21 protein-coding genes and 1 pseudogene are annotated in these 22,930 nt (G+C 71.5%); 10 read left to right on the plus strand and 12 right to left on the minus strand.

From position 1 onward, the window contains the following. Nucleotides 1-33 precede the first annotated feature (33 nt). From BLQ34_RS13660 to BLQ34_RS13670, 3 genes are read left to right on the plus strand one after another with little or no spacing between them, the layout of a single operon-like run. The gene (locus BLQ34_RS13660) at nt 34-1,545 is read left to right on the plus strand and encodes a DHA2 family efflux MFS transporter permease subunit (protein WP_091786551.1); all 1,512 of its coding nucleotides are present in this window, start codon (nt 34-36) and stop codon (nt 1,543-1,545) included. 2 nt (nt 1,546-1,547) lie between these two features. Beyond that, on the plus strand, nt 1,548-2,636 hold the full coding sequence (locus BLQ34_RS13665) for a phosphotransferase enzyme family protein (protein ID WP_157693052.1): 1,089 nt from the start codon (nt 1,548-1,550) through the stop codon (nt 2,634-2,636). A gap of 9 nt (nt 2,637-2,645) precedes the next feature. Continuing rightward, entirely contained in the window at nt 2,646-4,307 is a 1,662-nt protein-coding gene (locus tag BLQ34_RS13670) for a glycoside hydrolase family 13 protein (protein ID WP_331712506.1), read from the plus strand. 91 nt (nt 4,308-4,398) lie between these two features. On the opposite strand, the gene BLQ34_RS13675 is transcribed toward BLQ34_RS13670, so the two are convergent. The 4 genes from BLQ34_RS13675 to BLQ34_RS13690 all read right to left on the minus strand — a co-directional run bounded on the left by BLQ34_RS13675 (nt 4,399) and on the right by BLQ34_RS13690 (nt 8,359). Beyond that, entirely contained in the window at nt 4,399-5,199 is an 801-nt protein-coding gene (locus BLQ34_RS13675) for an amino acid ABC transporter ATP-binding protein (RefSeq protein WP_091786556.1), read from the minus strand. Beyond that, nucleotides 5,196-6,638, minus strand: a complete 1,443-nt coding sequence (locus BLQ34_RS19480) for an ABC transporter substrate-binding protein/permease (protein WP_197674704.1) — start codon at nt 6,636-6,638, stop codon at nt 5,196-5,198. The genes BLQ34_RS13675 and BLQ34_RS19480 overlap by 4 nt, the downstream gene beginning before the upstream one ends. Nucleotides 6,639-6,702: 64 nt before the next feature. Next, entirely contained in the window at nt 6,703-7,122 is a 420-nt protein-coding gene (locus tag BLQ34_RS13685) for a VOC family protein (protein WP_091786558.1), read from the minus strand. A 217-nt stretch (nt 7,123-7,339) separates the two neighbouring features. Beyond that, a complete protein-coding gene (locus tag BLQ34_RS13690) occupies nt 7,340-8,359 on the minus strand; it encodes a GTP pyrophosphokinase (protein ID WP_269457294.1) in 1,020 nt (339 codons plus the stop codon). A 39-nt stretch (nt 8,360-8,398) separates the two neighbouring features. Here BLQ34_RS13690 and BLQ34_RS13695 point away from each other — a divergent pair, with 39 nt between their 5' ends. Further along, nucleotides 8,399-9,331: an LLM class flavin-dependent oxidoreductase gene (locus BLQ34_RS13695; protein WP_091789989.1), complete on the plus strand. Its 933-nt coding sequence runs from the start codon at nt 8,399-8,401 to the stop codon at nt 9,329-9,331. Here the strand turns inward: BLQ34_RS13695 and BLQ34_RS13700 are convergent. After that, nucleotides 9,297-10,262, minus strand: coding sequence for a LysR family transcriptional regulator (locus BLQ34_RS13700; RefSeq protein WP_091786564.1), 966 nt, complete (start codon nt 10,260-10,262; stop codon nt 9,297-9,299). The two genes, BLQ34_RS13695 and BLQ34_RS13700, sit on opposite strands and share 35 nt — an antisense overlap. A 244-nt stretch (nt 10,263-10,506) precedes the next feature. Here BLQ34_RS13700 and BLQ34_RS19485 point away from each other — a divergent pair. Beyond that, a pseudogene (locus tag BLQ34_RS19485) lies at nt 10,507-10,644 on the plus strand (SAM-dependent methyltransferase); the annotation flags it as partial. 190 nt (nt 10,645-10,834) lie between these two features. Next, nucleotides 10,835-11,479, plus strand: coding sequence for a class I SAM-dependent methyltransferase (locus BLQ34_RS19365; RefSeq protein WP_231961173.1), 645 nt, complete (start codon nt 10,835-10,837; stop codon nt 11,477-11,479). Nucleotides 11,480-11,540: 61 nt separating this feature from the next. Here BLQ34_RS19365 and BLQ34_RS13710 read toward each other — a convergent pair whose 3' ends face one another. From BLQ34_RS13710 to BLQ34_RS13725, 4 genes are all read right to left on the minus strand, one after another. Then, nucleotides 11,541-12,101 (minus strand): DinB family protein, encoded by a 561-nt coding sequence (locus tag BLQ34_RS13710; RefSeq protein WP_091789992.1) that lies wholly within the window; start codon nt 12,099-12,101, stop codon nt 11,541-11,543. Nucleotides 12,102-12,199: 98 nt separating this feature from the next. Continuing rightward, nucleotides 12,200-13,534 carry a DUF4232 domain-containing protein gene (locus BLQ34_RS13715; RefSeq protein WP_157693053.1) on the minus strand — a complete coding sequence of 445 codons (1,335 nt, stop codon included), beginning with the start codon at nt 13,532-13,534 and terminating at the stop codon, nt 12,200-12,202. Nucleotides 13,535-13,578: 44 nt separating this feature from the next. After that, complete coding sequence (locus BLQ34_RS13720) at nt 13,579-14,955, minus strand: flavin-containing monooxygenase (RefSeq protein WP_091786570.1); 1,377 nt, start codon at nt 14,953-14,955, stop codon at nt 13,579-13,581. Nucleotides 14,956-14,963: 8 nt separating this feature from the next. Beyond that, nucleotides 14,964-15,221 carry a hypothetical protein gene (locus tag BLQ34_RS13725; RefSeq protein WP_157693054.1) on the minus strand — a complete coding sequence of 86 codons (258 nt, stop codon included), beginning with the start codon at nt 15,219-15,221 and terminating at the stop codon, nt 14,964-14,966. Between BLQ34_RS13725 and BLQ34_RS13730 the strand changes: the two genes are divergently transcribed. Further along, nucleotides 15,202-15,939 carry a serine hydrolase gene (locus BLQ34_RS13730; protein ID WP_091786576.1) on the plus strand — a complete coding sequence of 246 codons (738 nt, stop codon included), beginning with the start codon at nt 15,202-15,204 and terminating at the stop codon, nt 15,937-15,939. The two genes, BLQ34_RS13725 and BLQ34_RS13730, sit on opposite strands and share 20 nt — an antisense overlap. A gap of 38 nt (nt 15,940-15,977) precedes the next feature. Continuing rightward, complete coding sequence (locus BLQ34_RS13735; protein ID WP_091786579.1) at nt 15,978-17,075, plus strand: DNA glycosylase AlkZ-like family protein; 1,098 nt, start codon at nt 15,978-15,980, stop codon at nt 17,073-17,075. 82 nt (nt 17,076-17,157) lie between these two features. Here BLQ34_RS13735 and BLQ34_RS13740 read toward each other — a convergent pair whose 3' ends face one another. Further along, complete coding sequence (locus BLQ34_RS13740) at nt 17,158-18,390, minus strand: cysteine desulfurase-like protein (RefSeq protein WP_091786581.1); 1,233 nt, start codon at nt 18,388-18,390, stop codon at nt 17,158-17,160. Nucleotides 18,391-18,446: 56 nt separating this feature from the next. On the opposite strand from BLQ34_RS13740, the gene BLQ34_RS13745 reads away from it, so the two are divergent. After that, on the plus strand, nt 18,447-19,397 hold the full coding sequence (locus tag BLQ34_RS13745) for a DUF429 domain-containing protein (protein WP_091786584.1): 951 nt from the start codon (nt 18,447-18,449) through the stop codon (nt 19,395-19,397). Between the two features lie 41 nt (nt 19,398-19,438). Further along, complete coding sequence (locus tag BLQ34_RS13750) at nt 19,439-20,116, plus strand: nucleoside/nucleotide kinase family protein (protein ID WP_231961175.1); 678 nt, start codon at nt 19,439-19,441, stop codon at nt 20,114-20,116. A 162-nt stretch (nt 20,117-20,278) separates the two neighbouring features. Here the strand turns inward: BLQ34_RS13750 and BLQ34_RS13755 are convergent, their stop codons facing one another. Further along, a complete protein-coding gene (locus tag BLQ34_RS13755) occupies nt 20,279-21,238 on the minus strand; it encodes a DUF389 domain-containing protein (protein WP_091786587.1) in 960 nt (319 codons plus the stop codon). 19 nt (nt 21,239-21,257) lie between these two features. After that, entirely contained in the window at nt 21,258-22,637 is a 1,380-nt protein-coding gene (gene dnaB / locus BLQ34_RS13760; RefSeq protein ID WP_172829409.1) for a replicative DNA helicase, read from the minus strand. Between the last annotated feature and the right edge of the window lie 293 nt (nt 22,638-22,930).

Here is a 22,930-nt window from a genome sequence, read left to right on the forward strand (position 1 = left end):
ACCAGACTCAATCCTGTTCCGAGAGGACTCCCAGTGTCAGCACCTGCCACGACACCCGTGGAATACCCCGAGAAGATCGACGCTGCCGTCCTCAAGGTGGCTGGCGTCGTCGTCCTCGGGGCGATCATGTCGATCCTCGACATCACCGTCGTCAACGTCGCCCTCCGCACCTTCCAGACCGCCTTCGCCGACGGCGGCCAGCCGCTCGCCTACTCCGACGTCGCCTGGACGGTCACCGGCTACACCCTGGCCCTGGCCACCGTGATCCCGCTGTCCGGCTGGGCCGCCGACCGGTTCGGCACCAAGCGCCTCTACATGCTGGCGATCCTGCTCTTCACGCTCGGCTCGGTGCTCTGCGCCGCAGCCACCTCGATCGGCATGCTGATCGGTTTCCGCGTCCTGCAGGGCCTCGGTGGCGGCATGCTCATGCCGCTCGGCATGACGATCATGACGCGCGCCGCGGGCCCGGCCCGGATGGGTCGCCTGATGGCGATCCTCGGGGTGCCGATGCTGCTCGGCCCGATCTTCGGACCGATCCTCGGCGGCTGGCTGATCGACCACTTCAGCTGGCACTACATCTTCCTCATCAACGCCCCCATCGGCGTGATCGCCCTGGTCTATGCGTGGTTCGCGCTGGCCAAGGACAACCCCCAGCCGTCCGAGTCGTTCGACTTCGTCGGCATGCTGATGATGAGCCCCGGGCTGGCCCTGTTCCTCTACGGCGTCTCCTCGATCCCGGGTGAGGGCGGCATCGGGCACACCAAGGTGCTGCTGCCCGGTCTGGGTGGCCTGGCGCTGATGGCGCTCTTCGTGGTCTACAGCTTCCGGCCCCGGCACCCGCTGCTCGACCTGCGGCTCTTCCGCAACCGCAACCTCACGGTGTCGATCCTGACGATGTTCATCTTCGCCGCCGCGTTCTTCGGCGGACTGCTGCTGGTGCCCCAGTTCCTCCAGCAGGTGCAGGGCGAGTCGCCGCTCGACGCCGGCTGGCTGGTCGCCTCACAGGGTTTCGGCGCGATGCTGACCATGCCGATCGCCGGAGCGCTGACCGACCGGATCCCGGTCGGTCGGATCGTGCCGTTCGGGCTGCTGCTCATCATCGGCGGCATGTTCACGCTGACCCAGGTCCAGGCCGACTCCTCGCACTGGGGCTTCATCATCCCGGTCATGTTCGTGATGGGGCTCGGCATGGGCGGCACGATGATGCCGATCATGACCTCGGCGCTCAAGACGCTCACCCACCACGAGGTGGCCCGCGGGTCGACCCTGCTCAACATCAGCCAGCAGATCGCCAGCTCGGTCGGTGTCGCGCTGTTCTCGGTCGTCCTGACCAACGCCCTCAAGGACAACGTCCCGACCAGCAACCAGCCGGCAGCGGCTGCGAGCGCCGCGGCCGACGCGTTCGCGCACACCTTCCTGTGGGCCGCGATCCTGGTCACCCTGACCCTGATCCCGGCGTTCTTCCTGCCGCGCAAGCGTGAGGTCTCGCACCTGCTCGACGACGCAGACGGTTCGGAGGCGGCACCCGCCGCGTTCATCCACTGACCGTGGAGCTGCTCCGCCGGGTCCGCGAGGACTTCGGCATCCCGCTCATCGGCGTCCGACCCACCGGGTTGGGCGCCGATGCGCGTGCCACCCTCTGGCGCGGCGAGACCGCCGACGGCACCGGGTATGCCGTGAAGTCCAGCACCGCTCCCCAGCCCGGTCTCGTCGTGGCCGACTTCCTCGCGGCCTGCGGGGTGCCCGGGGTCCCCGACCCGGTCCGGACGACCGGCGGGTCGCTCACCGCCCCGCTCGCCGACGGCTCCGTCGTGAGTGTGGTGCCGTGGATCGACGGGGCTCGCGCGATCGAGACCGGTCTCGACGGTCGCCACTGGCGCGCCTTCGGAGCGGCGCTCGGCGCCGTCCACGCGACCGCCCCCGCGGCACCGCTGCTCGATGGCCCGGACCGGCCCGGGCTGCTGGCGCTCGACCGGCACGACCCCACCCCAGAGGTGCGGCGGGCGCGCGAGTTCGGCTCCCGACTGGACGCAGCGCTGGGTCAGTCGCCGGAGGACCGGCTGCTGTCCGAGCTGGCCGGGCTCTGGCACCTGCACGGCGGGCGCGTCCTCGAGGTCGCCGCCCTCGCCGAGTCGACCGCCCTGGACCGGCCGGCCTGGCAGGACGTCGCACCCGTGATCTGCCACGCCGACCCGCACCAGGGCAACCTGCTGCTGGGGTCGGCGCCTGGCGACGGCACCGGCACCCCCGCCAGGTCGGGTGCGGGCGGCGAGAGCGCCGGGGTGTGGCTGGTCGACTGGGACGACGCGGTGCTGGCGCCTCGCGAGGCCGACCTGATCTTCGTGGTCGGCGGCGTCTTCTCGTTCGCGCCGATCACGGCCACCGACGTGGCCGCGTTCTTCGACGGCTACACCCCGGCGTCGGGCGGCTGTCGCCGGGGCGACCTCGACGAGTCCCGGCTGACGCACTACCGGGCGACACGGGCGTTGACCGACTTCCTCGACTTCGCGGAGGAAGTCCTCGACCGCGGGCCCAGCGAGCCCGACCGTGCGGCGTCTCTGCGGATCGCCGCAGGCGCCGTCTCGCCGGACGGACTGGTCACGATCACCCTGTCGGAAGCCCCTGCCGAGCACTAGGTTCGGCCTGTGGCACTCGACGACGAGCAGGGCCCGGCGCAGGCCTGGTGGCGCTCCGCGGTGATGTACCAAGTCTACCCGCGCAGCTTCGCCGACGGGAACGGTGACGGCGAAGGTGACCTGCCCGGCCTCCGGGCCCGACTGCCCTACCTCGCCGACCTCGGCGTCGACGGGCTCTGGATCTCGCCGTGGTTCCCCTCGCCGATGGCCGACGGGGGCTACGACGTGAGCGACTTCCGCGGCATACACCCGATGTTCGGGTCGCTCGACGACGCCGACGCGGTGCTGCGCGAGGCGCGCGCGCTCGGGCTGCGGGTGATCATCGACCTGGTCCCCAACCACACCTCCGACGAGCACCCGTGGTTCCTCGCCGCGCTCGCCGCGGCACCCGGGTCGCCCGAGCGAGCCCGCTACTTCTTCCGCGACGGTCGGGGCGAGTCCGGACAGGAGCCACCGAACAACTGGATCAGCGCCTTCGGCGGACCCGCCTGGTCGCGGGTGACCGAGCCGGACGGCTCGCCGGGGCAGTGGTACCTGCACCTCTTCGCGCCCGAGCAGCCCGACCTCGACTGGTCCAACGAAGCGGTGCTCGACGACTTCGACGACGTGCTGCGGTTCTGGTTCGACCGCGGGGTCGACGGGCTGCGGATCGACGCCGCGCCGGCGATGTCGAAGAAGGCCGGCCTCCCGGACGCGGACTACGGCGGGGTGCTGCAGTTCCGCACCGTCGACTGGGACGACAACCCGCACTGGGACGTCGACAGCGTGCACGACATCTTCCGGCGGTGGCGGGCGATCGCCGACACCTACGACGGCGACCGCGCCTTCGTGGCCGAGGCGGTCGTCAGCACGCCGGAGCGGTTGGCGAAGTACCTGCGCCCTGACGAGATGCACACCGCCTTCAACTTCCCCTACCTCAAGGGGCCGTGGGAGGCCGGGGCGCTGCGCCAGGTCATCGACGACACGCTCGCATCGTTCGAGCCGGTCGGGGTGCCGTCGACCTGGGTGCTCACCAGCCACGACGAGATCCGGCCGGTCACCCGCTATGGCCGCCCGACGACGAGCTCCTACTTCATCGCCGACGGGCAGGGCGAGGTGTCCGACCTCGCGCTCGGCACCCGGCGGGCCCGCGCCGCGGCGCTGCTCATGCTCGCGCTGCCCGGTGGCGCGTACGTCTACCAGGGCGAGGAGCTCGGCCTCCCGAATGTCGACGACCTGCCCGATGAGGTGCTCCAGGACCCGATCTTCCTGCGCAGCAACGGTGAGATGCGGGGTCGGGACGGCTGTCGTGTCCCGCTGCCGTGGAGTGGCCAGCAGCCGCCGTTCGGGTTCTCGCCCGAGGGGGTGACGCCCTGGCTGCCCCAGCCCGAGTCGTGGCGCGACCTCACCGTCGAGGCGCAGGACGGCGACCCCACCTCGATGCTGACGCTCTACCGCGAGGCGTTGCGGCTGCGCCGCGAGACCCCCGGCCTGTATGCCGCCGGGCTGGCCTGGCGCGAGTCCGCACCGGACGTCCTCGACTTCGACCGCGGCGAGGTGCTGCGCTGCGTCGTCAACCTGTCGGGCCACCCGGTCGACGTGCCGGCCGACCGGGTGCTGCTGGCCAGCGGTCCCCTGGATGGCGACGGTGGCCGGCTGCCGACCGACACCGCCGCCTGGCTGAGCCCCTGACCCCTCGCCCTCTCCCTCACTTCTGGCCACCCATGCCGGGTGTTAGCCCTCCTGATCCTCCGACCTCCGGCACTGGTGGCCGGAAGTGGGGTCAGATGGGGTCGAGGAGGCGGGTCAGGAAGGTCTTGGTCCGCGGGTGCTGCGGGTTGGCGATGACATCCTGCGGTGGACCCTGTTCGACGACGAGCCCGCCGTCGATGAAGAGCACCTGGTCGGCGACCTGCTGGGCGAACCGCAGCTCGTGGGTCACGACGACCATCGTCCAGCCCTGCGCCGCAAGGTCCTTCATCACCCCGAGCACGTCGCCGACCAGCTCGGGGTCCAGCGCCGACGTGGGTTCGTCGAAGAGCACGAGGTCTGGGCGCAGGGCGAGGGCGCGGGCGATGCCGACCCGCTGCTGCTGACCACCGGAGAGCTGGAACGGGTACTTGTCGGCGTGCGCGGACAGGCCGACCTGGTCGAGGATCTCGCGGGCCCTGGCCGTCGCGTCGGCGACCGACTCGCCCTGCACGACGACCGGTCCCTCGATGACGTTCTGCAGGGCGGTCTTGTGCGGGAACAGGTGGTGCGCCTGGAAGACCATGCCGCTGTGCCGGCGCAGCCCCATCAGCTCGGCCCGCTGCGCCTTGGGCAGCCGACCGCCCGGGCCGGGGTTGATCCCGCCGAAGTCGACCACGGTGCCGCCGATCCGCACCACCCCGCGGTCAGGGATCTCCAGGGCGTTGAGCGACCGGAGCAGGGTGGTCTTGCCGGACCCGGATGGACCGATCACGCAGGTGACGGTGCCGGAGTCGACCGTGAACGACACGTCCTCGAGGACGACGTGGTCGCCGAACGACTTGGCCAGGTGCTCGACCTCGACGAGGTGGGTGGGGGTTGAAGAGGTGCTCATGCGGCGACGAACCTGTTCAGTCGGGTCTCGGTGCGGGACTGGGCGAACGACAGGGCGAGGCAGATCACCCAGTAGTAGACGGCGGCCATGCCGTAGAGGGCGAGGTACTCCAGGCTCGGTGCAGCAGCCAGCTGCGCCTGACGGAAGAGCTCGATCACCAGGATGACTGCCGCCAGCGAGGTGTCCTTGACCAGCGAGATGAGGGTGTTCGACAGCGGCGGGACGGCGGTGCGCGCCGCCTGCGGGAGGATGATCCTCCGCAGGGTGGTCGCGTAGTCCATGCCTACGGTCGAGGCCGCCTCCCACTGCCCCTTCGGCAGGCTCTCGATCGACGAGCGGACGATCTCGGCGGCGTAGCCACCCACGTTGAGGCTGAACGCGATCACCGCCGCCGGGAAGGGATCGAACTTCACCCCGAGCTGGGGCAGCGCGTAGAAGATCAGGAACAGCTGCACCAACAACGGCGTGCCGCGGATGAACGAGATGTAGAGCCGGGCGATCCCGGCCACGACCGGCTGCTTCGACATCCGCATCAAGCCGATCGCGAGCGCGATCACCATCCCCAGGGTGAAGCTGATCGCGGTGAGCGGGATGGTCTTGGTGAGGGCAGCCCTGGCCATCGGCCACGCGTTGTCCCGCATGATCTCGACGGTCGTGGGCACCGGGCGCTTGGCATCGAAGTACTTCGCGTAGATCTTGTCGAGGGTCCCGTCGGCCTTGAGGTCGGCGACCGCCTTGTTGAGCTGCGGGAGGTAGCCGGACCCCTTCTTCGCCGCGAACACCGACTTGCTGATGTCGTCGGTCTCGGCCACGACCTTCACCTCGGAGTCGGGGTGGGTCGAGAGGTAGTTGCGGATCGCCAGCTTGTCGTTGACCAGGGCGTCGACCCGGCCCTGCTCGAGGTTGTCGATCGCAAGTCCCATGTCGTCGACACCGACAACCGTCGCCCCGGCGTCCTTGGCGACCTGGGCCCAGTTGCTCGTGACGTTCTCCGCAGCCCGCTTGCCCTTGAGGTCGGCGATGGTCTTGATCGCGGTGTCGCCCTTGCGGACCACGAGGACACCCGTGGTCTCGACGTAGGGGTCGCTCAGGTCGTAGCGCGCGTTGCGCTCCTCGTTGAAGGTGATCTGGTTGGCGACCACGTCGAACCGGCCGGCCTCCAGCGCCGCGAACATCGAGTCGAACGGTGTCTCGACGTACTCGACCTTCACTCCGAGGTGCTTGCCGATCGCGTTCATCACGTCGATGTCGTAGCCGGTCAGGCCGCCGCCGGCGCCGCCGTGGTAGCTGAACGGCGGGTAGACCCCCTCGGTGCCCACCTTCAACACCGGAGGTATGCCGTCGGCCCGCGCGCCGCCGGGCGTCGCCGCCGAGGCGGGCACGGCGGCATACAGGAGTCCGAGCAGGGCGATGAACAGAGATGCGCTGGCCCGTTTCACCCGTTCAACGTAACCGCGGCGCCGGCTGGTCGCCGTCCGACGACCAGCCGGCGGACTGCGTGCGTCAGGAGTCGGCGCGGGCTCCCGCGATGTTGACCATCCAGCCGATCCCGAACTGGTCGACGCACATGCCGAACTCGTCACCCCACATCTGCGGCTCGAGCGGCACCTGGACCTGGCCGCCGTTCGCAAGCTTGTCCCAGTAGCCGTGCAGCTCGTCGGCGTCGTCGCCGGAGAGGCTCACGGCGATGTTGCTGCCCGGGTTGTGGTCCATGCCGGGCGGGGTGTCGGCGGCCATGATCGTGTAGCCGCTCGGGGACTCGAGCTGGCCGTGCATGATGCCGTCGGCGCCGGGCTGGCTGGGGTCGCCGTACTCGCCGAACGTGCTCATCGTCAGGTCGCCACCGAAGACCTCCTGGTAGAACTCGAGCGCGGTGCGGGCGTTGTCCTTGAACTGGATGTAAGGGTTGAGGCGAGAGGCCATCGGATGCTCCTGAGAGGTGAGGTCGAGCGGGTCCGGGGGATCACCCGCACCCTAGCCGCGTCCGCCGACGACGTCATCGGCCGCCAAGGAGGACTGGTTCGGCTGTCGCTAACTCGCCTTTTGCATGAGATACCGACAGGCGGCGCGGAGTGGGTCGGGCGGCGGCTGTCGCTAACTCGCCTTTTGCATGAGATACCGACAGGCGGCGCGGAGTGGGTCAGCCGGCGCGGAGCCTGTCAAGCCGGGCTCGCAGGGCCGCCTCACGGTGCTCGTTGCCGTGCAGGGCAACGAATCTCGAGCCGTAGACGGCGAGCAGGGCGTCGTCGAGGCGACGCACCGCGCCGGCCGGGTAGCGGTAGCCCATCCGGGCGTTGATGCCCTCGAGGTCGATCGACGACAGCAGCCCGGCGAGCTCGTCGAGCGAGGTGATGCCGAGCTCGAGCAGCAGCCCGGAGATCCAGGCGTAGTGGTCGGTGCGCGACCAGCCGGCGTCCTGGAACTGGCCCGAGAGGAAGGTCGCGAGGTCGGCCGCGCTGATCCGCGGGTCCGACTCGTCGACGGTCAGCCGCCGCCCGCCCATCGTCGCCTGCAGGGTGTCTCGGATCTCGGAGAACTCCCGGTCGGCCAGCTCGAGCAGACCCGCCGCGAGGGTGAACCGCCGGTCGAGGTCGGGCACGTGCTCCTCCGGGATCGACCCCTTGTAGCGCACGTCGTGCTCGAACTCTGCCCACGCGTGCTGCAGGATCGTGCGCACCTGCACCGAGGCGCTGCGCCCCTTCAGGGTCTCGTATGCCGCGGGCACGCCCTTGACGGGGTCGACCGCCACGAGCAGGTGCCGGCTGGAGTAGCCGAACCGGCCCTGCCTTGCCGTCTCCCGCCCCATGTCGCGGTCGTCGAGCACGCTGAACTGGTCGGACAACAGGCTCGCGACGGCGTCGACGTCACCGTGCAGGTAGGTCACGACCCGGACGCCGATCTGGTCGGTGATCTCGGTGAGCGGGTCGGGGTACATCGGCTGGTCGTCGTCCGCCGTCCGGGCAGCCTTCGCGGCGAAGGACGCCACCGACTTGGCGCGCCCCGTGACGCTCACGTAGTTGATGCCCGCGTCGTCGAGCAGCGAGGTGACGAGCGCGACGAACTGGTCGGTGTGCAGACGCAGGGCCGGCTGCAGCGCGGCATACCGCTGCACCGCGTCATGCACGGTGCTGGGTTCGGGTGTCGCGGCCTCGTTGCTCACGCAGCACAGGCTAAGGGTTGGCGGGAGTACGTTCCCCTCATGGAGCTCGGCGCCCACCTGCCGATCGTGGACCTCACCGGCCGCGGCTGGTCGCCGGACGGGCTCGCGGCGTACGCGGGGACGGCGCACCGGCTGGGCTACCGCGCGCTGGCGGCGAACGACCACCTCGGGTTTGGCGCCCCCTGGCTCGACGGCCTGGTGGCGCTGTCCAGCGTGCTCGGCCCCAGCGTCGACCTCACCCTCGCGACGACGGTGGCGTTGCCGGTGGTGCGCGGTCCGGCTCAGCTCGCCAAGGCCGCGGCGGCGCTCGACCTGCTCTCCGGGGGTCGGTTCGTGCTCGGGGTGGGGCCGGGGTCGTCCTCCCTCGACCACGCGCTGGCCGGCGTGGGGTATGCCGAGCGGTGGGCGCGGTTCGACGAGTCACTCCGCGTGCTGCGGGGTCAGCTGGGCGCGGGGTGGCCCGGTGGGGACGACCGGTTCTACGAGGCGGTGGCCGGCACCGAGCTCACCCCGCGTCCGACCCATCCCGGCGGCCTTCCGGTCTGGGTCGGCAGCTGGGGCTCCCCCCGCGGGCTGGCCCGGGTGGCGCGGCTCGGCGACGGGTGGCTGGCGTCGGCGCTGGCCACGAGTCCCGACCAGGTCGCGGCCGGTCTGCACTGGCTGCACACGGAGGTGACGCGGCACGAGCGCCCGCACCACGAGCTCTCCTGCGCCGTCGCGACGATGTGGACGTTGGTCACCGAGGACCAGGGCGAGCGCGCCGACTGGCTCGGTCGCCTCGGTGCGCTGCTGGACCGGTCGCCGGACGAGCTGGCGGGTCGGGTCATGGTCGGGCCTGCGCAGCACTGCGCCGACCTGCTCGACGCCTATGCCACGGCCGGTGTCGACCTGCTCTTCGTCTGGCCGCTCGCGGACGAGGAGGCGCAGCTCGAGCGGGTCATCCGCGACGTCCTGCCGCTGGTGGCTTCCTGACGCCGGACGCCCTCGACCTCCCGGCGCCCGCCAGGCCACTGGTCTGGTCGCGCAGGATCTCGGTCATCGCGAGCACCGGTGGCGCGACCGGCTCACCGGGCAGCCGGGCGACCGCCACCCGGCGGGTGGGAGCGGGACGGGCCAGCTCGCGGACCACCACGCCCTCCAGGGGATGGCTGGCGGCCAGTCCCGGCACCACCGCCACCCCCAGCCCGGCCGCGACGAACGACTGCACGGCGCGGTGGTCATCGGTCGCCAGCATGGTGCGGGGCTCGAACCCCACGGCCCGGCACTCCTGCTGGAGGATCCGGAACCACGCACTCCCGACCCGACCACCGACCCAGGTCTCGTCGCCGAGGTCCTTGAGCCGCAAGGGAGTCCGGCTCCGGGCGAGGCGGTGGCCCGCGGGCAGGAGCGCACGGTAGGGGTCGTCGAACAGCGGCACCAACACCAGCCGGCTGGCGTCGTCACCCAGCACCGGCGACTCGTAGACCACGGCGAGGTCGAGCTCCCCGGACAGCAGGCGTGGCGCCAGACCCTGCATGTGGTCGTCGACGACGGTGAGGGTGAGCGCCGGGTGCTTCTCGTGCAGCTGGGCCAGCGCCCCCGGCACGAACGTGGTCAACGCCGTCGGGAAGCTCCCGAGCCGCAGCCGACCAGCCCGCCGGCCACTCAGCTGGGCGAGCTCCTGGTCGGCGACCTCGAGCCGGTTGGTCACCTGCCGGCCGTGCCGCACGAGCAGCAGCCCTGCCTCGGTGAGCTCCAGCGGCCGCGTGCCGCGCACCACGAGCGGGAGCCCGCACTCGCGCTCCAGGGCCGCGACGTGCTGGCTCACGGCCGACTGCGTCATGCCCAGCTCGCGGGCCGCGGAGGAGAACGAACCCTGCGCCGCCACCTCGCAGAGCACCCGCACACTGCGCACCTGACCCATTAGCGCCACTGATCCTCCTCAAGCCATCGTCATTGATGCTAATGCTGCGGCACTCCTACGGTCAGCCCCTCACCACCGAAGAAGGGACGACACCATGGGCATCGACAGCAGCACCACCACGGACCGCGGCACCGCCTCCGACAGCGCTGCCCCCGAGGCCACCATCGACATGGACGTGTTGATGGGCTTCGTCTTCCGCGCCGTCGACGAGGTCGGCGCGACCCTCAACTGCGCCCTCGTCGCGATGGGCGACCAGCTGGGCTACTACCGCGACCTGGCCACCCACGGCCCCACCACGCCAGACGAGCTCGCGCAGCGCACCGGGACCGGGCTGCCCTACGCCCGGGAGTGGCTCGCGGCGCAGGCCGCCGGGCGGTTCGTCACCTACGCCCCCGCCACCGGCCGCTACACCCTGCCCGCCGAGCACGCGGTCGCGCTCACCGACTCGACGAGCCCGGCCTTCCTCCCCGGGTTCTTCCAGATCGCCCTCGGCACGGTCCGCGACGCCCACCGCATCGTCGACGCCGCCCGCACCGGGGGACGGCCTCGGGTGGGGCGAGCACAACACCGACGTGCACCTCGGGTGCGAGCGGTTCTTCCAGCCCGGGTATGCCGCGAACCTCACCTCAGCCTGGCTGCCCGCCCTCGAGGGCGTGGTCGACAAGCTGGAGTCCGGGGCGTCGGTGGCCGACATCGGCTGTGGCCACGGGGCCTCGACGGTGTTGATGGCACAGGCCTTCCCACGCTCGACGTTCCGCGGCTCCGACGACCACGCGGCCTCGGTCGACACGGCTCGGGAGCGGGCGACCGCTGCGGGAGTCGGCGACCGCGCCCGGTTCGAGGTGGCCTCCGCGCAGGACTTCCCCGGCCGCGGCTACGACCTGGTCACCATGTTCGACTGCCTCCACGACATGGGTGACCCGCTCGGTGCCGCCCGGCGGGTGCGCGAGGCGATCGCCGAGGACGGCACCTGGATGGTGGTCGAGCCGGCCGCCGGCGACCACGTCGAGGACAACCTCAACCCGGTCGGCCGGGCCTACTACGGCTTCTCGACACTGCTCTGCACCCCGGCCTCGCTGTCGCAGCCGGTCGGGGCGGCACTCGGCACCCAGGCCGGGCCGGCGCGGGTCCGCGAGCTGGTTGCGCAGGCCGGGTTCAGCCGGTTCCGGGTCGCGGCGACGACGCCGTTCAACGCGGTCTACGAGATCCGACCCTGACCCCCGCACGCGCAGCGAGGACCAGCAGGAGGTGGGCGGCCGTTGCGGCTGGGGATCGGCCCTACTGGCCGGTGCGCCCGTCCACCCGTTCGCGGATCAGGTCGGCGTGCCCACAGTGCCGCGCGTACTCCTCGATCAGGTGCACCAGCAGCTCCCGCAACGTGATCGGGCCCCGTGTCGGATGGGTGCTGAGCAGCTCGAGCGACTCGGCGCGCTCGACGAACGCCACGGCATACTCCACCTCGCGGCGCCAGGCCTCCCAGGCCTCGGCGACGACCTCGTCGTCCGCCACCGCCCCGTCGAAGTCGGCATCGCGGTCCTGGTCCTTGCCCCACAGCCGCGGCACGTCCTCACCCGCCATCGTGATCCGGAACCAGGTCTGCTCCACCGCGGCCAGGTGCCGCAGCAGGCCCAGCAACGACATCGAGGACGGCTCGACCGACCGGCGGGCGAGCTGCTCGGCATCGAGCCCCTCGCACTTCATCTCGAAGGTGAGCCGGAAGTGCCGGAGGTACTCGAGCAGCACGCTCCGCTCGTCCGTCGCCGTGGTGGTCTCGGTCTCGCGGGGGTCGTCCTCGGGATCGACCCACATGTCGGGGTACTGCTGCGCCTTCGATGCCATGGGCTCGATCATGACCCAGACCACGGCCCGCACCAACCGGGTATCGGCCCAGCAGGAGTCAGTCGGCGCGACGAGTGGTCAGTCGGCGCGACGAGTGGTCAGTCGACCCGCGGACCCCAAGGGGTGACATCGACCTTCGCGCCGTCGACCACGTCGACCAGGTGGGGGTCGCGCGGCAGCTCGAGCCGCAGCGGCGCCCCCCGCCCGAGGTCGAGCACGACGGTCTGCGGGGTCTCCTGGTCGGCGGCGTTCCGGTAGCCCTTCCACCACCAGCCGAACAACGCGTCACCGCCGGGCGCCACCCCGACCCGCTGCGCCCGCAGCGGCTCGCCGTAGGCGCTGGTCTTCGGGGTGCCCACCTCGAGGTGCAGGTCGACGCCGCCCTGGAGCAGCCGCAGCGACGGGTGGCCCTGCACCCAGCAGGCGGTCGACGACTGGTTGGTGGCGACGATGGTGACGGAGGTGTCACCCATCGCCGCGTCCCAGCCGGTGGCCTGCAGGGTGAGGTCGGTCGGCCCACACGGCCGAGAGGCCTTCACCACCGGGGTCCGCTTGGTGGTGGGGCTGGGGGCCGGGACGCCGGGCGGGCGCGGGCCCTCCCCGGGCGGGGGCTGGGGGTTGGCCGACTCGGCGACCTCGGCAGCGGTCGGGACCCAGGGGTGGAACGCGTCCCGCAGGGAGCGGACCGAGTCGCGGCCGGCGTCGAACGAGGCCATCACGCCGGCGCCGACCAGGACGGCGACGACGGCAGCACCGACGGCGAGCGTGGTGCCGCTGCGTGGCACGCGGGCCAGCGCCACGACGGCGAGCACGCCGAGGAGCGCGCCGAGCGGGGGCAGGACCAGCTGACCCTTGCCGCCGAGCTGGTAGACGAGCGCGAAGGCCGACAGTGCCAGGGCCGCGCCGGTCACAGCAGCGGCCGAGGAGACGAGGAGCGTGGCCCCGGTCGACTCGCCCGGCGCGGCTCGGCGGTGCAGGCGGTCGAGGCCCCAGGCCAGACCGACCAGCCAGCAGGCGGAGACCGCCAGGACGAGAGGAGCCCCGCCGAACAGCCAGAACACGAAGGTTGCGACGAACCATCCCAGCCCTGCGAAGGTCAGCAGCGCGGCCATCCCGGTGTGGCGAGCCACGCCCAGGGTGGGCACGTAGTCAGGGAGGTTGCGCCGCCGCCACGAGCGACGGATCGCCGTGACCACGATCCCGACGACCGCGAGCACCGCCGAGGCGAGGTACCACCAGGACAGCTCCCGGCGGGTCAGCGCGATCGCCCGCTCGTCGCAGAACCCTCGGCTGCGGCACACGTCGTCGCCGAACACGGGGACGTACTGCGCGTACCGCCACCCCACGACGAGCAGCCCCAGCAACCCGGCCAGCACCGCGGCGGTCGGTGCCCAGCGCAGCACGCCCCGACCCACACCCCCTCGACTCCCCACGAACCCACCCTAACCGGGCGCAACGAGTGGTCAGTCGACCCGCCTCACCGCGCGGCTCGGGCGCGGTCGAACCCACGGCGCAGCTCGCGACGCAGGTCCCAGAGGTAGTGGTCGAAGTCGACCTCCATGGTGTGCCGCGCGGACTGGTAGAACTGCCGCCGGTTGCGCTTGTGGTCGGCCCGCATCTGGCGGCGCACCTCGGCCACCGGCGGCGAGACGTACCGGCCGCGGAGGATCTGCGCGATCCACTCCCCCTGCGCCTGCGCCAACGGCATGACGGCGCCGACCGGTTGCAGCAGCCCCACGAAGTAGAGGCCGGGCAGGTCGGGGTGCACGGTGCGCTTCCAGAGCGGCAGGTCGTTGTCCTTCGCGGCGACCAGCGCGGGGTCGAGGAACGGGAAGGTCACCCGGTACCCGGTCGCCCAGACGATCAGGTCGGCCGGCACCCTGCTGCCGTCGGCGAAGACGACGTGGTCGCCATCGAGCCGTTCGATCGCCGGGCGCGGGGCGACCCGGCCGGAGCTGAGGGCGTCACGGATGCCCTCGGACTGCACCGGGTGCGACTGGCCGGGCTTGTGGTGCGGTTGCGGGAGACCGAGCTTCGCGACGTTGCCGGACAGCAGGGCGCCGAGTCGCAGCCGTGCCGCCGTGGCCCACCAGGGCAACCAGCCGGGCAGCACCACCTGGTCGGTCGGGCGCCCCAGCAGGTGCTTGCGCAGCACCCACTGGCCGCGCCGCTGCGACAGGTTGGCGGAGCGGGCGACCTTGCCGGCCTCGACCGCGATGTCGAGGGCAGAGTTGCCCGAACCGACGACCACGACGTCGCGGCCGGCCAGCTGTGCACTCGAGCGGTAGTCGTGCGCGTGGATCTGCTCGCCGTCGAACGACCCCGGGTATGCCGGGTGCGGCCACCGCGCGTCCCAGTGGTGGCCGTTCGCGACGAGCACCGCGTCGTACTCCCGGACGTGCTCGCCGTCCGGCCCGCTGGTGGTGACCAACCAGGTCTGGCCGGGTCCGCGTGAGACGTCGGTGACGGTGGTGTCGAAGGTGATTCGGTCGCGGAAGCCGAAGTGGTCGACGTACGCGTTGAAGTAGGCGGCGACCTGGTCGTGCCGCGCGTAGGCGGGGTAGTCAGCCGGCATCGGGAAGTCCGAGAAGGCCATCCGCGGCCCCGAGGTGTTGATCTCCAACGTCTCGTAACAGGCCGACAGACCGTTGGGGTTGTCGTAGACCCAGTTGCCACCGACGACGCTGCCCCGCTCGAAGCAGTCGAACGGCACGCGCGCCTGGTGCAGGGCCTTGGCGGCGGCCAGGCCGGACGAGCCCGCGCCGATGACGCAGGCGCGCGGCAGGGACGGGTCGGGGGCGATCGGTCCCGTGGCCGGGGCGGGGCGGCGACCGGGCTTCACGAGGTAGGGCATGGCCCCCATCATCTCCGCATTCGATGTGAACCCGCCCCCGGGTTACCCTCGGTGACCATGCGGCACACCGTCTGGTTGGCAGCAGCCTGTCTCGTGCTCAGCGCGTGTGCGGGGGCGTCGCAGACCCCACGCGCTGCGAGCAGCACGTCCAGCACCTCGTCGACGAGCACGACGACCGCGGCGCCCTCGACCACGACGACCACCACGGCGACGAAGCGGCCGAGCCCCACGAAGAAGCCGAGTCCGGTGAAGACCCAGACCCCCAAGCCCTCGCCCAAGCCGTCCGCGAGCAAGCCGCGCACGAGTCTCAAGGGCGACCCCAACGACGCGTTCGCGTTCGCGCCCCTGAGCAACCCGGGCAACGTGACGATCGAGGGATCGGTGTCCAGCTACAAGGCCTGGTCGACCTCGAAGGTGCTCGTCGTCGCGGCCTTCCTCGACGCCGCCTGCGACGGTGACCCGGCCAAGGCGAGCGCCCAGCAGAAGCGCTGGGTCACGGCCGCGCTCACCGCCTCGGACGGCGACGCCGTGGTCGCCCTCCGCAACGACATCCCCGGCAGCCCGGGGGCCGCCATCACCCGGGTGCTGCGTTCGATCGGCGACACCCGCACCGTCGCCCCCGACGCGTCGCAGGGTGGGATGCAGTGGACCATCCGCGAGCAGGTGCGGTTCATGGCCGCGCTCAGCTCGGGGCGCGTCGTGTCCAAGTCCGCGAGCGCCTACATCCTGTCGTCGATGCGCCCCATCTCGGCTCACCGGTGGGGGCTCGGCACCATCGGTGCGGGACCGTTCAAGGGTGGCTGGCTGCGCAGCGACACCGTCACCCGCCAGATGGGCATCGTCGACGGGTATGCCGTGGCGATCATCACCGACCACCAGGGCCCTGCGGTGGTCCAGACCGACGGCGACGCGGCGCACGTGGAGCAGATGAACTACCTCGCGAAGGTGCTCAAGCGCCGGCTGGCGCTCGAGTCCGGGGGCTGACCCGCACCGTGGGGACGCGGAAGCCTGCCGACGAGCCCGTGCGGCTGTCTCGGCAGGACGCGCGACGGATCGCGGTGGGGGCGCAGCTGCTCGACGAGCCGCGGCCCACCGACCTGCTCGACGTGGTGCGCCGGCTGTCCGCGGTGCAGGTCGACCTCACCGCCGCCGTCGCGCCCAGCGCCGACCTGGTCTGTTGGAGCCGGTTGGGTCGGTCGTACCGGATCGGCGACCTCGACGACCTGTTCCAGGAGCGCCGGGTGGTCGAGCTGCGGGGCTTCCTGCGACCGGCTGAGGACATCGCTCTGCACCGGGCCGAGATGGAAGCCTGGCCGGGACCCGAGCCGCTGGTCGACTGGCAGATGGACGTCGCCGACTGGGTGTCCGCGAACGACGAGTGCCGGCTCGACATCCTCGACCAGCTCGAGTCGGAGGCTCCGCTGTCGGCGCGGCAGCTGCCCGACTCCTGCGTCGTGCCGTGGCGCTCGACCGGCTGGACCAACAACAAGAACACCCAGCGGATGCTCGACTTCATGGAGTCCCGCGGTGAGGTCGCCGTGGCCAGCCGGGCCGGTCGCGAGCGGCAGTGGGACCTGGCCTCGCGGATCTACCCCGACACCCGCGCCGTCCCGGCCGCGGAAGCCGAGGTCGAGCGGGCCCGCCGACGGCTGGCGGCGCTGGGAATCGCACGAGCCAAGGCGGTCGAGACGCAGGCCGAGCCGCACGACGTCGGGTCGGTCGGGGTGGTCGCGGTGGTCGAGGGCCTGCGTGGGCAGTGGCAGGTGGACCCCGAGCAGCTCTCGCAGCTGGGCGAACCGTTCCGGGGTCGGACCGTGCTGCTGTCGCCGCTCGACCGGCTGGTGTTCGACCGCAAGCGGATGACTGAGCTGTTCGAGTTCGACTACCAGCTGGAGATGTACAAGCCGGCCGCCAAGCGCCGGTGGGGCTACTGGGCGTTGCCGATCCTGCACGGCGACCGCCTGGTCGGGAAGCTCGACGCCACCGCCGACCTCGACGGTGGGGTGTTGCGCGTCGACGCCGTGCACGAGGACGAGCCGTTCCCCGCGGCCCTGCGCAAGGCCGTCGACCGCGAGATCTCCGAGCTGGCCAGCTGGCTGGGACTCACGGTCGCGCGCTGACCCAGCCGCGCGGCATACCCCCGAGCTCAGCCGAGTCTTTGCAGGGTTGACCACGCCCTGGCGGGGTCAACCCTGCAAAGACTCAGGGCTCGAGCGCCTCGTGCAGGCCGGTGAGCAGGCGGTCGAGGTCGTCGGAGTTCGTGTAGGAGGCGAGCCCGATCCGCAGGCCGCCGGAGTCGCCGAGCCCGAGGGCGCGCGAGGCCTCGAGGGCGTAGAAGTGCCCGGCCGGCGCGTTGACGCCGCGGGCCGCGAGCTGCCGCGAGACATCCTTGCTCTCATTGCCGTCGAAGGTCAGCAACAGCGTGGGCGTCCGGCGAGCGGCGCGGGAGTGGATGGTCACGCCCGGCAGCTCGACGAGCGCATGCTCGAGCTGCGCGCGGAGCTGGAGCTCATGCGTGGCAACCGCAGCCAGCGACCTGTGCAGCCGGTCGCGACGCGAGCCGTCGCCGGGCACGATGCCGGCGACCACGTCGATCGCTGCGGTGACGCCGGCCATCAGCTCGTAGGGCAGGGTCCCGAGCTCGAACCGTTCAGGCACGGCGTCGGACGACGGCACCAGCTTGTCGGGGTGGAGCGACTCCAGGAACTCGGGCGCGGCGGCGAGGGCGCCGCAGTGCGGCCCGAAGAACTTGTATGGCGAGCAGGTCACCACGTCCGCCCCCCAGGCCTCCCGGTCGATGAGGCCGTGCGGTGCGAGGTGGACGGCATCGACGAAGAGGAGGGCGTCGTGGTCGTGGGCGAGTGCCGCGATGGCACGCAGGTCGGGCATCGTGCCGATCAGGTTCGAGGCGGCGGTGACGGCCACGAGGCGGGTGCGCTCGGTCACGACGGCCGCGAACGCCTCGGGCGCCAGCTCGCCGGTCGAGGCGTCGAACTCAGTCCAGCGCACCGTGGCACCGGCCTGCTCGGCAGCCAGGACCCACGGGCGGATGTTGGCGTCGTGGTCGAGCCGGCTCACGACCACCTCGTCGCCGGGGCCCCAGTCCTGCGCGAGGGTGCGGGCCAGCTCGAAGGTCAGCGCCGTCATGCTGCGCCCGAAGACCACGCCGCCCGGGTCGGTGCCCATCATGTCTCCGAGCGCCTGCCGTGCAGCGACCACTGCGGCGTCGGAGTTGCGTTCGGCCACGGTGACCTCGCCGCGGGTCGACATCGGGCTGGTGAGCTGGCGCGCGATCGCGTCGGCGACCGCCAGCGGGGTCTGCGAGCCGCCCGGGCCGTCGAAGTGCGCCGCCCCACCCTGCAGCGCCGGGAACTGCGCGCGCAGCGACTCGACGTCGTAGGCGGGGGTGGCCTGGGCTTCGGGGGTTGCCTGCATGTCTGGCACTGTTTCACCCATCAGCGGGTCGAGGCACGGCGGGAGGTGGCACCGGTATGGCGGGTGACGAGTCGTCGGGTGGTGCGGCCTCGGGGACGCGGGATGTGCGCGACCTGTCGCGGCGGTTGGTCGAGCACGCGACCGCCCTCGCGGGCCTGTTCGACGACTCCGCGTCCGACGGAGGTCCCGTCGACGCGGGTGCGGTCGACGCCACCCTGGCTGCGGCCCGCTCCACCGTGGCGGAGCTCGAGGAGGCCGTGGCCGCGTCCCGGGCCGCACCAGGCTCGGGCTCGCAGGCGCTGCCGCCCGTCGTCGTGTCGGCGCCGGTGCTGGGGGTCGACGCGTGCAAGGCCGGCTGGGTGGGGGCGATCCTCGAGCCCGGCGCTCCGCGGCCGCGGGTCGCAGTGGCGGCCACCATCGAAGCCCTGGTCGAGACGGTCCGTCAGTCGCTGGCGATCCAGGTGGTGGCGATCGACATCCCGATCGGGTTGCCGGACTCGACCCTCCGGCTGGCCGACTCGCTCGCGCGGAAGTCGTTGCGGGGCAAGGCATCCTCGGTCTTCACGACGCTGACTCGTGCCGCCTATGCAGAGCCGACCCGCGCCGACGCAGACCCGGTCAACCGCGCGTTGACCGGTCAGGGGGTGGGCGCGCAGGCGTTCGGCCTGCGCGCCAAGATCCTCGAGGTGGACGCGTGGGTGCACAGCCGCCCGACGGTGCGAGTGCTCGAGGCACACCCCGAGCTCTGCTTCGCGACCATGACCGGTGCGCCGATCTCGCCGGGGAAGAAGACCGACGAGGGCAGGGCGGCGCGGCTCGCCGCCCTGCGAGCTGCGGGACTCGCCTCACCGTCGGTGCTGTCCGGCAGCGGGTATGCGGCCGACGACGTCCTCGACGCCTGCGCCGCCGCGTGGACGGCGGCCAGGTGGGTGAACGGCGAGGCGCACTCGCTGCCGGATCCGCCGGAGACCTTCTCGGACGGCATACCCGCCGCGATCTGGACGTGAGGCGGGACGGCCGTGACTGCGACGGTGTGATGATGGGCGACGTGGCTGAGGAACTGGACGTCGCGCAGCTGGCCGGGCGGGCCCGCGAGCTGGTCGCACGGGTGACCGGGGCCGGGGCCGGCCGGGCCGTGCTCGGCATCACCGGCGCGCCCGGCGCGGGGAAGACCACGCTCGTCGAGCGACTGCTGGTGGAGCTCGCGGACACGCCTCCTGCGAGGGTGCCGGGCGACTGGGTCGCGCACGTGCCGATGGACGGGTTCCACCTGTCCGACGCGCAGCTCGACCGACTGGGCCTGCGCGACCGCAAGGGTGCGCCGGAGACCTTCGATGCCGCCGGGTATGCCGCGCTGCTCGAGCGGGTGCGCTCCGAAACGGCGGGGACGGTCTACGCGCCGGGATTCGAGCGGACCCTGGAGCAACCGATCGCCGCGGCGCTGGCCGTGCCGCCGTCGGCCCGACTGGTCGTCACCGAGGGCAACTACCTGCTGGTGGACGACCCGGAGTGGTTGCGCGTGCGGGCCGCCATGGACGAGGTCTGGTACTGCGACCTGTCCGACCGGGTCCGGCTCGAGCGGCTGGTCGCGCGGCACGTGGAGTTCGGGAAGTCACCCGACCACGCCGCCGCCTGGGTGGCGGCGGTCGACGAGGGCAACGCCCGGCTCGTCGCGCAGACCCGCGCCCGCGCCGACCTCGTGGTCACCCTGTCTGACTCGAGGTGAGCCGCGCCCGACCCGGGTAGGCAGACACCTCGAACGGGTGGAGCGACACGAAGTGTCACCGGTCGCGACGAGAACGGATGTGGGGAGGCGAACCGTGGGGCCAGCGGACCGTGGGGCCAGCGGACCGTGGGGCCAGCGGAGCTTGCCGTGCGGGTAGCGCGGTCAGTGGCTGGGGTGGCGGCTGAGGAGTCGTCGGCGGTGGTGCGCTTTGCGGTTCCAGACGACGTGTTGGAGCGCGAGGGTGGCCCAGCCGGCGAGGATCATGCCGGTGATGTTGAGGACCAGCTGGATGGCACTGCCCCAGATCTCCTGGCTGGCGCCGAAGGCGATGCCGAGGGCGACGTTCCCGGCGGCGGGGACCGTGGTGACGGAGATGAAGACCCCGGACAGCCCACCGACCTTGGCGGAGGTCAAGGACAGCACGCCTGCGGCTGCGGCGATGAGCGCGACGATGAAGGACCACTTGTCCGGGGAGTAGATGAAGTCGGTGCCGGGTCGGGGGCCGGTGACGTCATCGACGGTGATCCAGCCGAGACCGCGGCCGGCGAGGGCGGCGAGGGTGGTTGCGCTGATGGCGACGGCGAACCCGACGAGCAGGGTGCGGGCGGCCAGCCGAAAGAGGGTCCATCGACGGCGAACCAGGGCCAGGCCGAGGGCGGCGATGGCGATGAACTCCGGACCGAGGACCATGGCGCCGATGACGAGGACCTGTGAGTCGACGACGATGGCGATGGCGGCGAGCAGGGTTGCGAGCGTCATGAACGCCAGGTAGGTCCAGTTGAGCTCGGACTCTTCGTAGGCTCGTTGGGTCACGTCGGCCCAGACGACGGCGTCAGCGCTGGCACCGGGAGTGTGGCGTTCGGCGTCGTACCCGGCTTTGGATACCCACGTGGTCACCGGTTCGACGTGGATGGTGCCGCGTTGCGGTAGGTCTAGTGCGCCGAGTCGGTCGATGAGCTCGTTGGCTGCCTCGCGGGCCACGTCGACCTGGACGATGTCGCCCGCCGGCAGGCGGGACGCGCCTTCGAGGACCGCCAGCTGGCTGACGGCGGGATCCCCGGCGAATACCGCGAGGACTTGTTCGGTCAGGTCGGTCGGCGTGGTGATCCGTAGCTGGAGCATGCGCTGGGTGGGCCAGGCGTCAGAAGCCGTCGCGGGCCATGTTGGCGAACCGGGAGTAGTGCCCCTGGAAGGCCAGCACGATGTCCTTGGTGGGGCCGTTACGGTGCTTGGCCACGATCACGTCGGCCTCCCCCTCGCGACCCGGGTCGGACTTGTCGCGGTGCAGCAGCACCACCATGTCGGCGTCCTGCTCGATCGAGCCGGACTCACGCAGGTCGGACATCTGCGGGCGCTTGTCGGTGCGCTGCTCGGGTCCACGGTTCAGCTGGCTGATCGCGATCACCGGAACCTCGAGCTCCTTGGCGAGCAGCTTGAGCGCTCGCGAGAACTCGGAGACCTCCTGCTGGCGCGACTCGACCTTCTTGCCCGAGCTCATCAGCTGGAGGTAGTCGATGACGACGAGCTTGAGGTTGTGCTGCTGCTTGAGCCGCCGGCACTTGGCGCGGATCTCCATCAGCGACATGTTCGGGGAGTCGTCGATGAACAGCGGCGAGTCGCTGATCTGCCCCATGATCCGGGCCAGCTTCTTCCAGCCCTGGTCGCCGATGGTGCCCTTGCGCAGGTCCTGGAGCTGGATCTGCGCCTCGGCCGAGAGCACGCGCATGGTGATCTCGGAGCGGCTCATCTCGAGCGAGAAGACGGCCGTGGCCATCTTGTGCTTGATCGCTGCGGCCCGGGCGATGTCGAGCCCCATCGTCGACTTGCCGACGGCGGGACGCGCGGCGAGCACGATCATCTGGCCGGGGTGCAGGCCGTGGGTCAGCTCGTCGAGCTCGATGAACCCGGTGGGCACCCCGATCATCTCGTCGGTGCGACCGGCGGCGACCTCGATCTCGTTGAGCGTCTCCTCGAGGATGTCGCCGAGCGCGTGGTAGTCCTCGCCACCGCGCTTGTCCGCGACGGCATACACCTCCGCCTGGGCGGCGTTGACGATGTCCTCGACGTCGCCGTTGCCCTGCTGGTAGCCGAGCTGCACGATCCGGGTGCCGGCCTCGACCAGCCGCCGCAGGACGGCGCGCTCGCTGACGATCTCGGCGTAGTAGCCGGCGTTGGCCGCGGTCGGCACCGCCTGGATCAGGGTGTGCAGGTAGGCCTGGCCACCGACCCGCTGCAGGTCGCCGCGCTTGGACAGCTCGTCGGAGACGGTGATCGCGTCGGCCGGCTCACCCCGCCCGTAGAGGTCGAGGATCGCGTCGTAGATCAGCTCGTGAGCCGGCCGGTAGAAGTCGACACCGCGCAGCCCCTCGACGCAGTCGGCGATGGCGTCCTTGGAGAGCAGCATGCCGCCGAGGACGGACTGCTCGGCGTGCACGTCCTGGGGCGGAACCCGCTCGTCACTCGGTGGCGGACCATCGCCACCGGTGCCGAACGCACTCGTGCTCAGCTCCGCAAGAGACACCCGGGCAACTCCCTGTCACAATTCTGCCGACGCCCCGGACGCCCGTGGGACGGCCTCCGAGACGAACTCCACCTGTGTGATTCGAGTACACCAGCCGGCACCGACAAACCTGCGCCGACACCACCGGGACCCGTGATCGGCACAACGTATGGCCGACCGGGCCCCGGCTCAAACCGGCCCTGTGGACAGGGTGGGGACAAGGTGTGCGCAACGCCCGGATCCACTGTGCACAGTCGGGGGATAACCCTGTGGATTTCGCGACGGCCCGTCGCGCTGCACGCTGCTGACCTGCG

It is taken from the genome of Pedococcus dokdonensis, assembly GCF_900104525.1.
GTDB lineage: Bacteria > Actinomycetota > Actinomycetes > Actinomycetales > Dermatophilaceae > Pedococcus > Pedococcus dokdonensis.

Coding starts and splice junctions, on each gene's coding strand:
- BLQ34_RS13675 (WP_091786556.1), bottom strand. CDS start 5,199: ATGAGCACCTCTTCAACCCCCACCCACCTCGTCGAGGTCGAGCACCTG.
- BLQ34_RS13685 (WP_091786558.1), bottom strand. CDS start 7,122: ATGGCCTCTCGCCTCAACCCTTACATCCAGTTCAAGGACAACGCCCGC.
- BLQ34_RS13695 (WP_091789989.1), top strand. CDS start 8,399: ATGGAGCTCGGCGCCCACCTGCCGATCGTGGACCTCACCGGCCGCGGC.
- BLQ34_RS13700 (WP_091786564.1), bottom strand. CDS start 10,262: ATGGGTCAGGTGCGCAGTGTGCGGGTGCTCTGCGAGGTGGCGGCGCAG.
- BLQ34_RS13710 (WP_091789992.1), bottom strand. CDS start 12,101: ATGGCATCGAAGGCGCAGCAGTACCCCGACATGTGGGTCGATCCCGAG.
- BLQ34_RS13720 (WP_091786570.1), bottom strand. CDS start 14,955: ATGCCCTACCTCGTGAAGCCCGGTCGCCGCCCCGCCCCGGCCACGGGA.
- BLQ34_RS13740 (WP_091786581.1), bottom strand. CDS start 18,390: ATGCAGGCAACCCCCGAAGCCCAGGCCACCCCCGCCTACGACGTCGAG.
- BLQ34_RS13745 (WP_091786584.1), top strand. CDS start 18,447: ATGGCGGGTGACGAGTCGTCGGGTGGTGCGGCCTCGGGGACGCGGGAT.
- BLQ34_RS13755 (WP_091786587.1), bottom strand. CDS start 21,238: ATGCTCCAGCTACGGATCACCACGCCGACCGACCTGACCGAACAAGTC.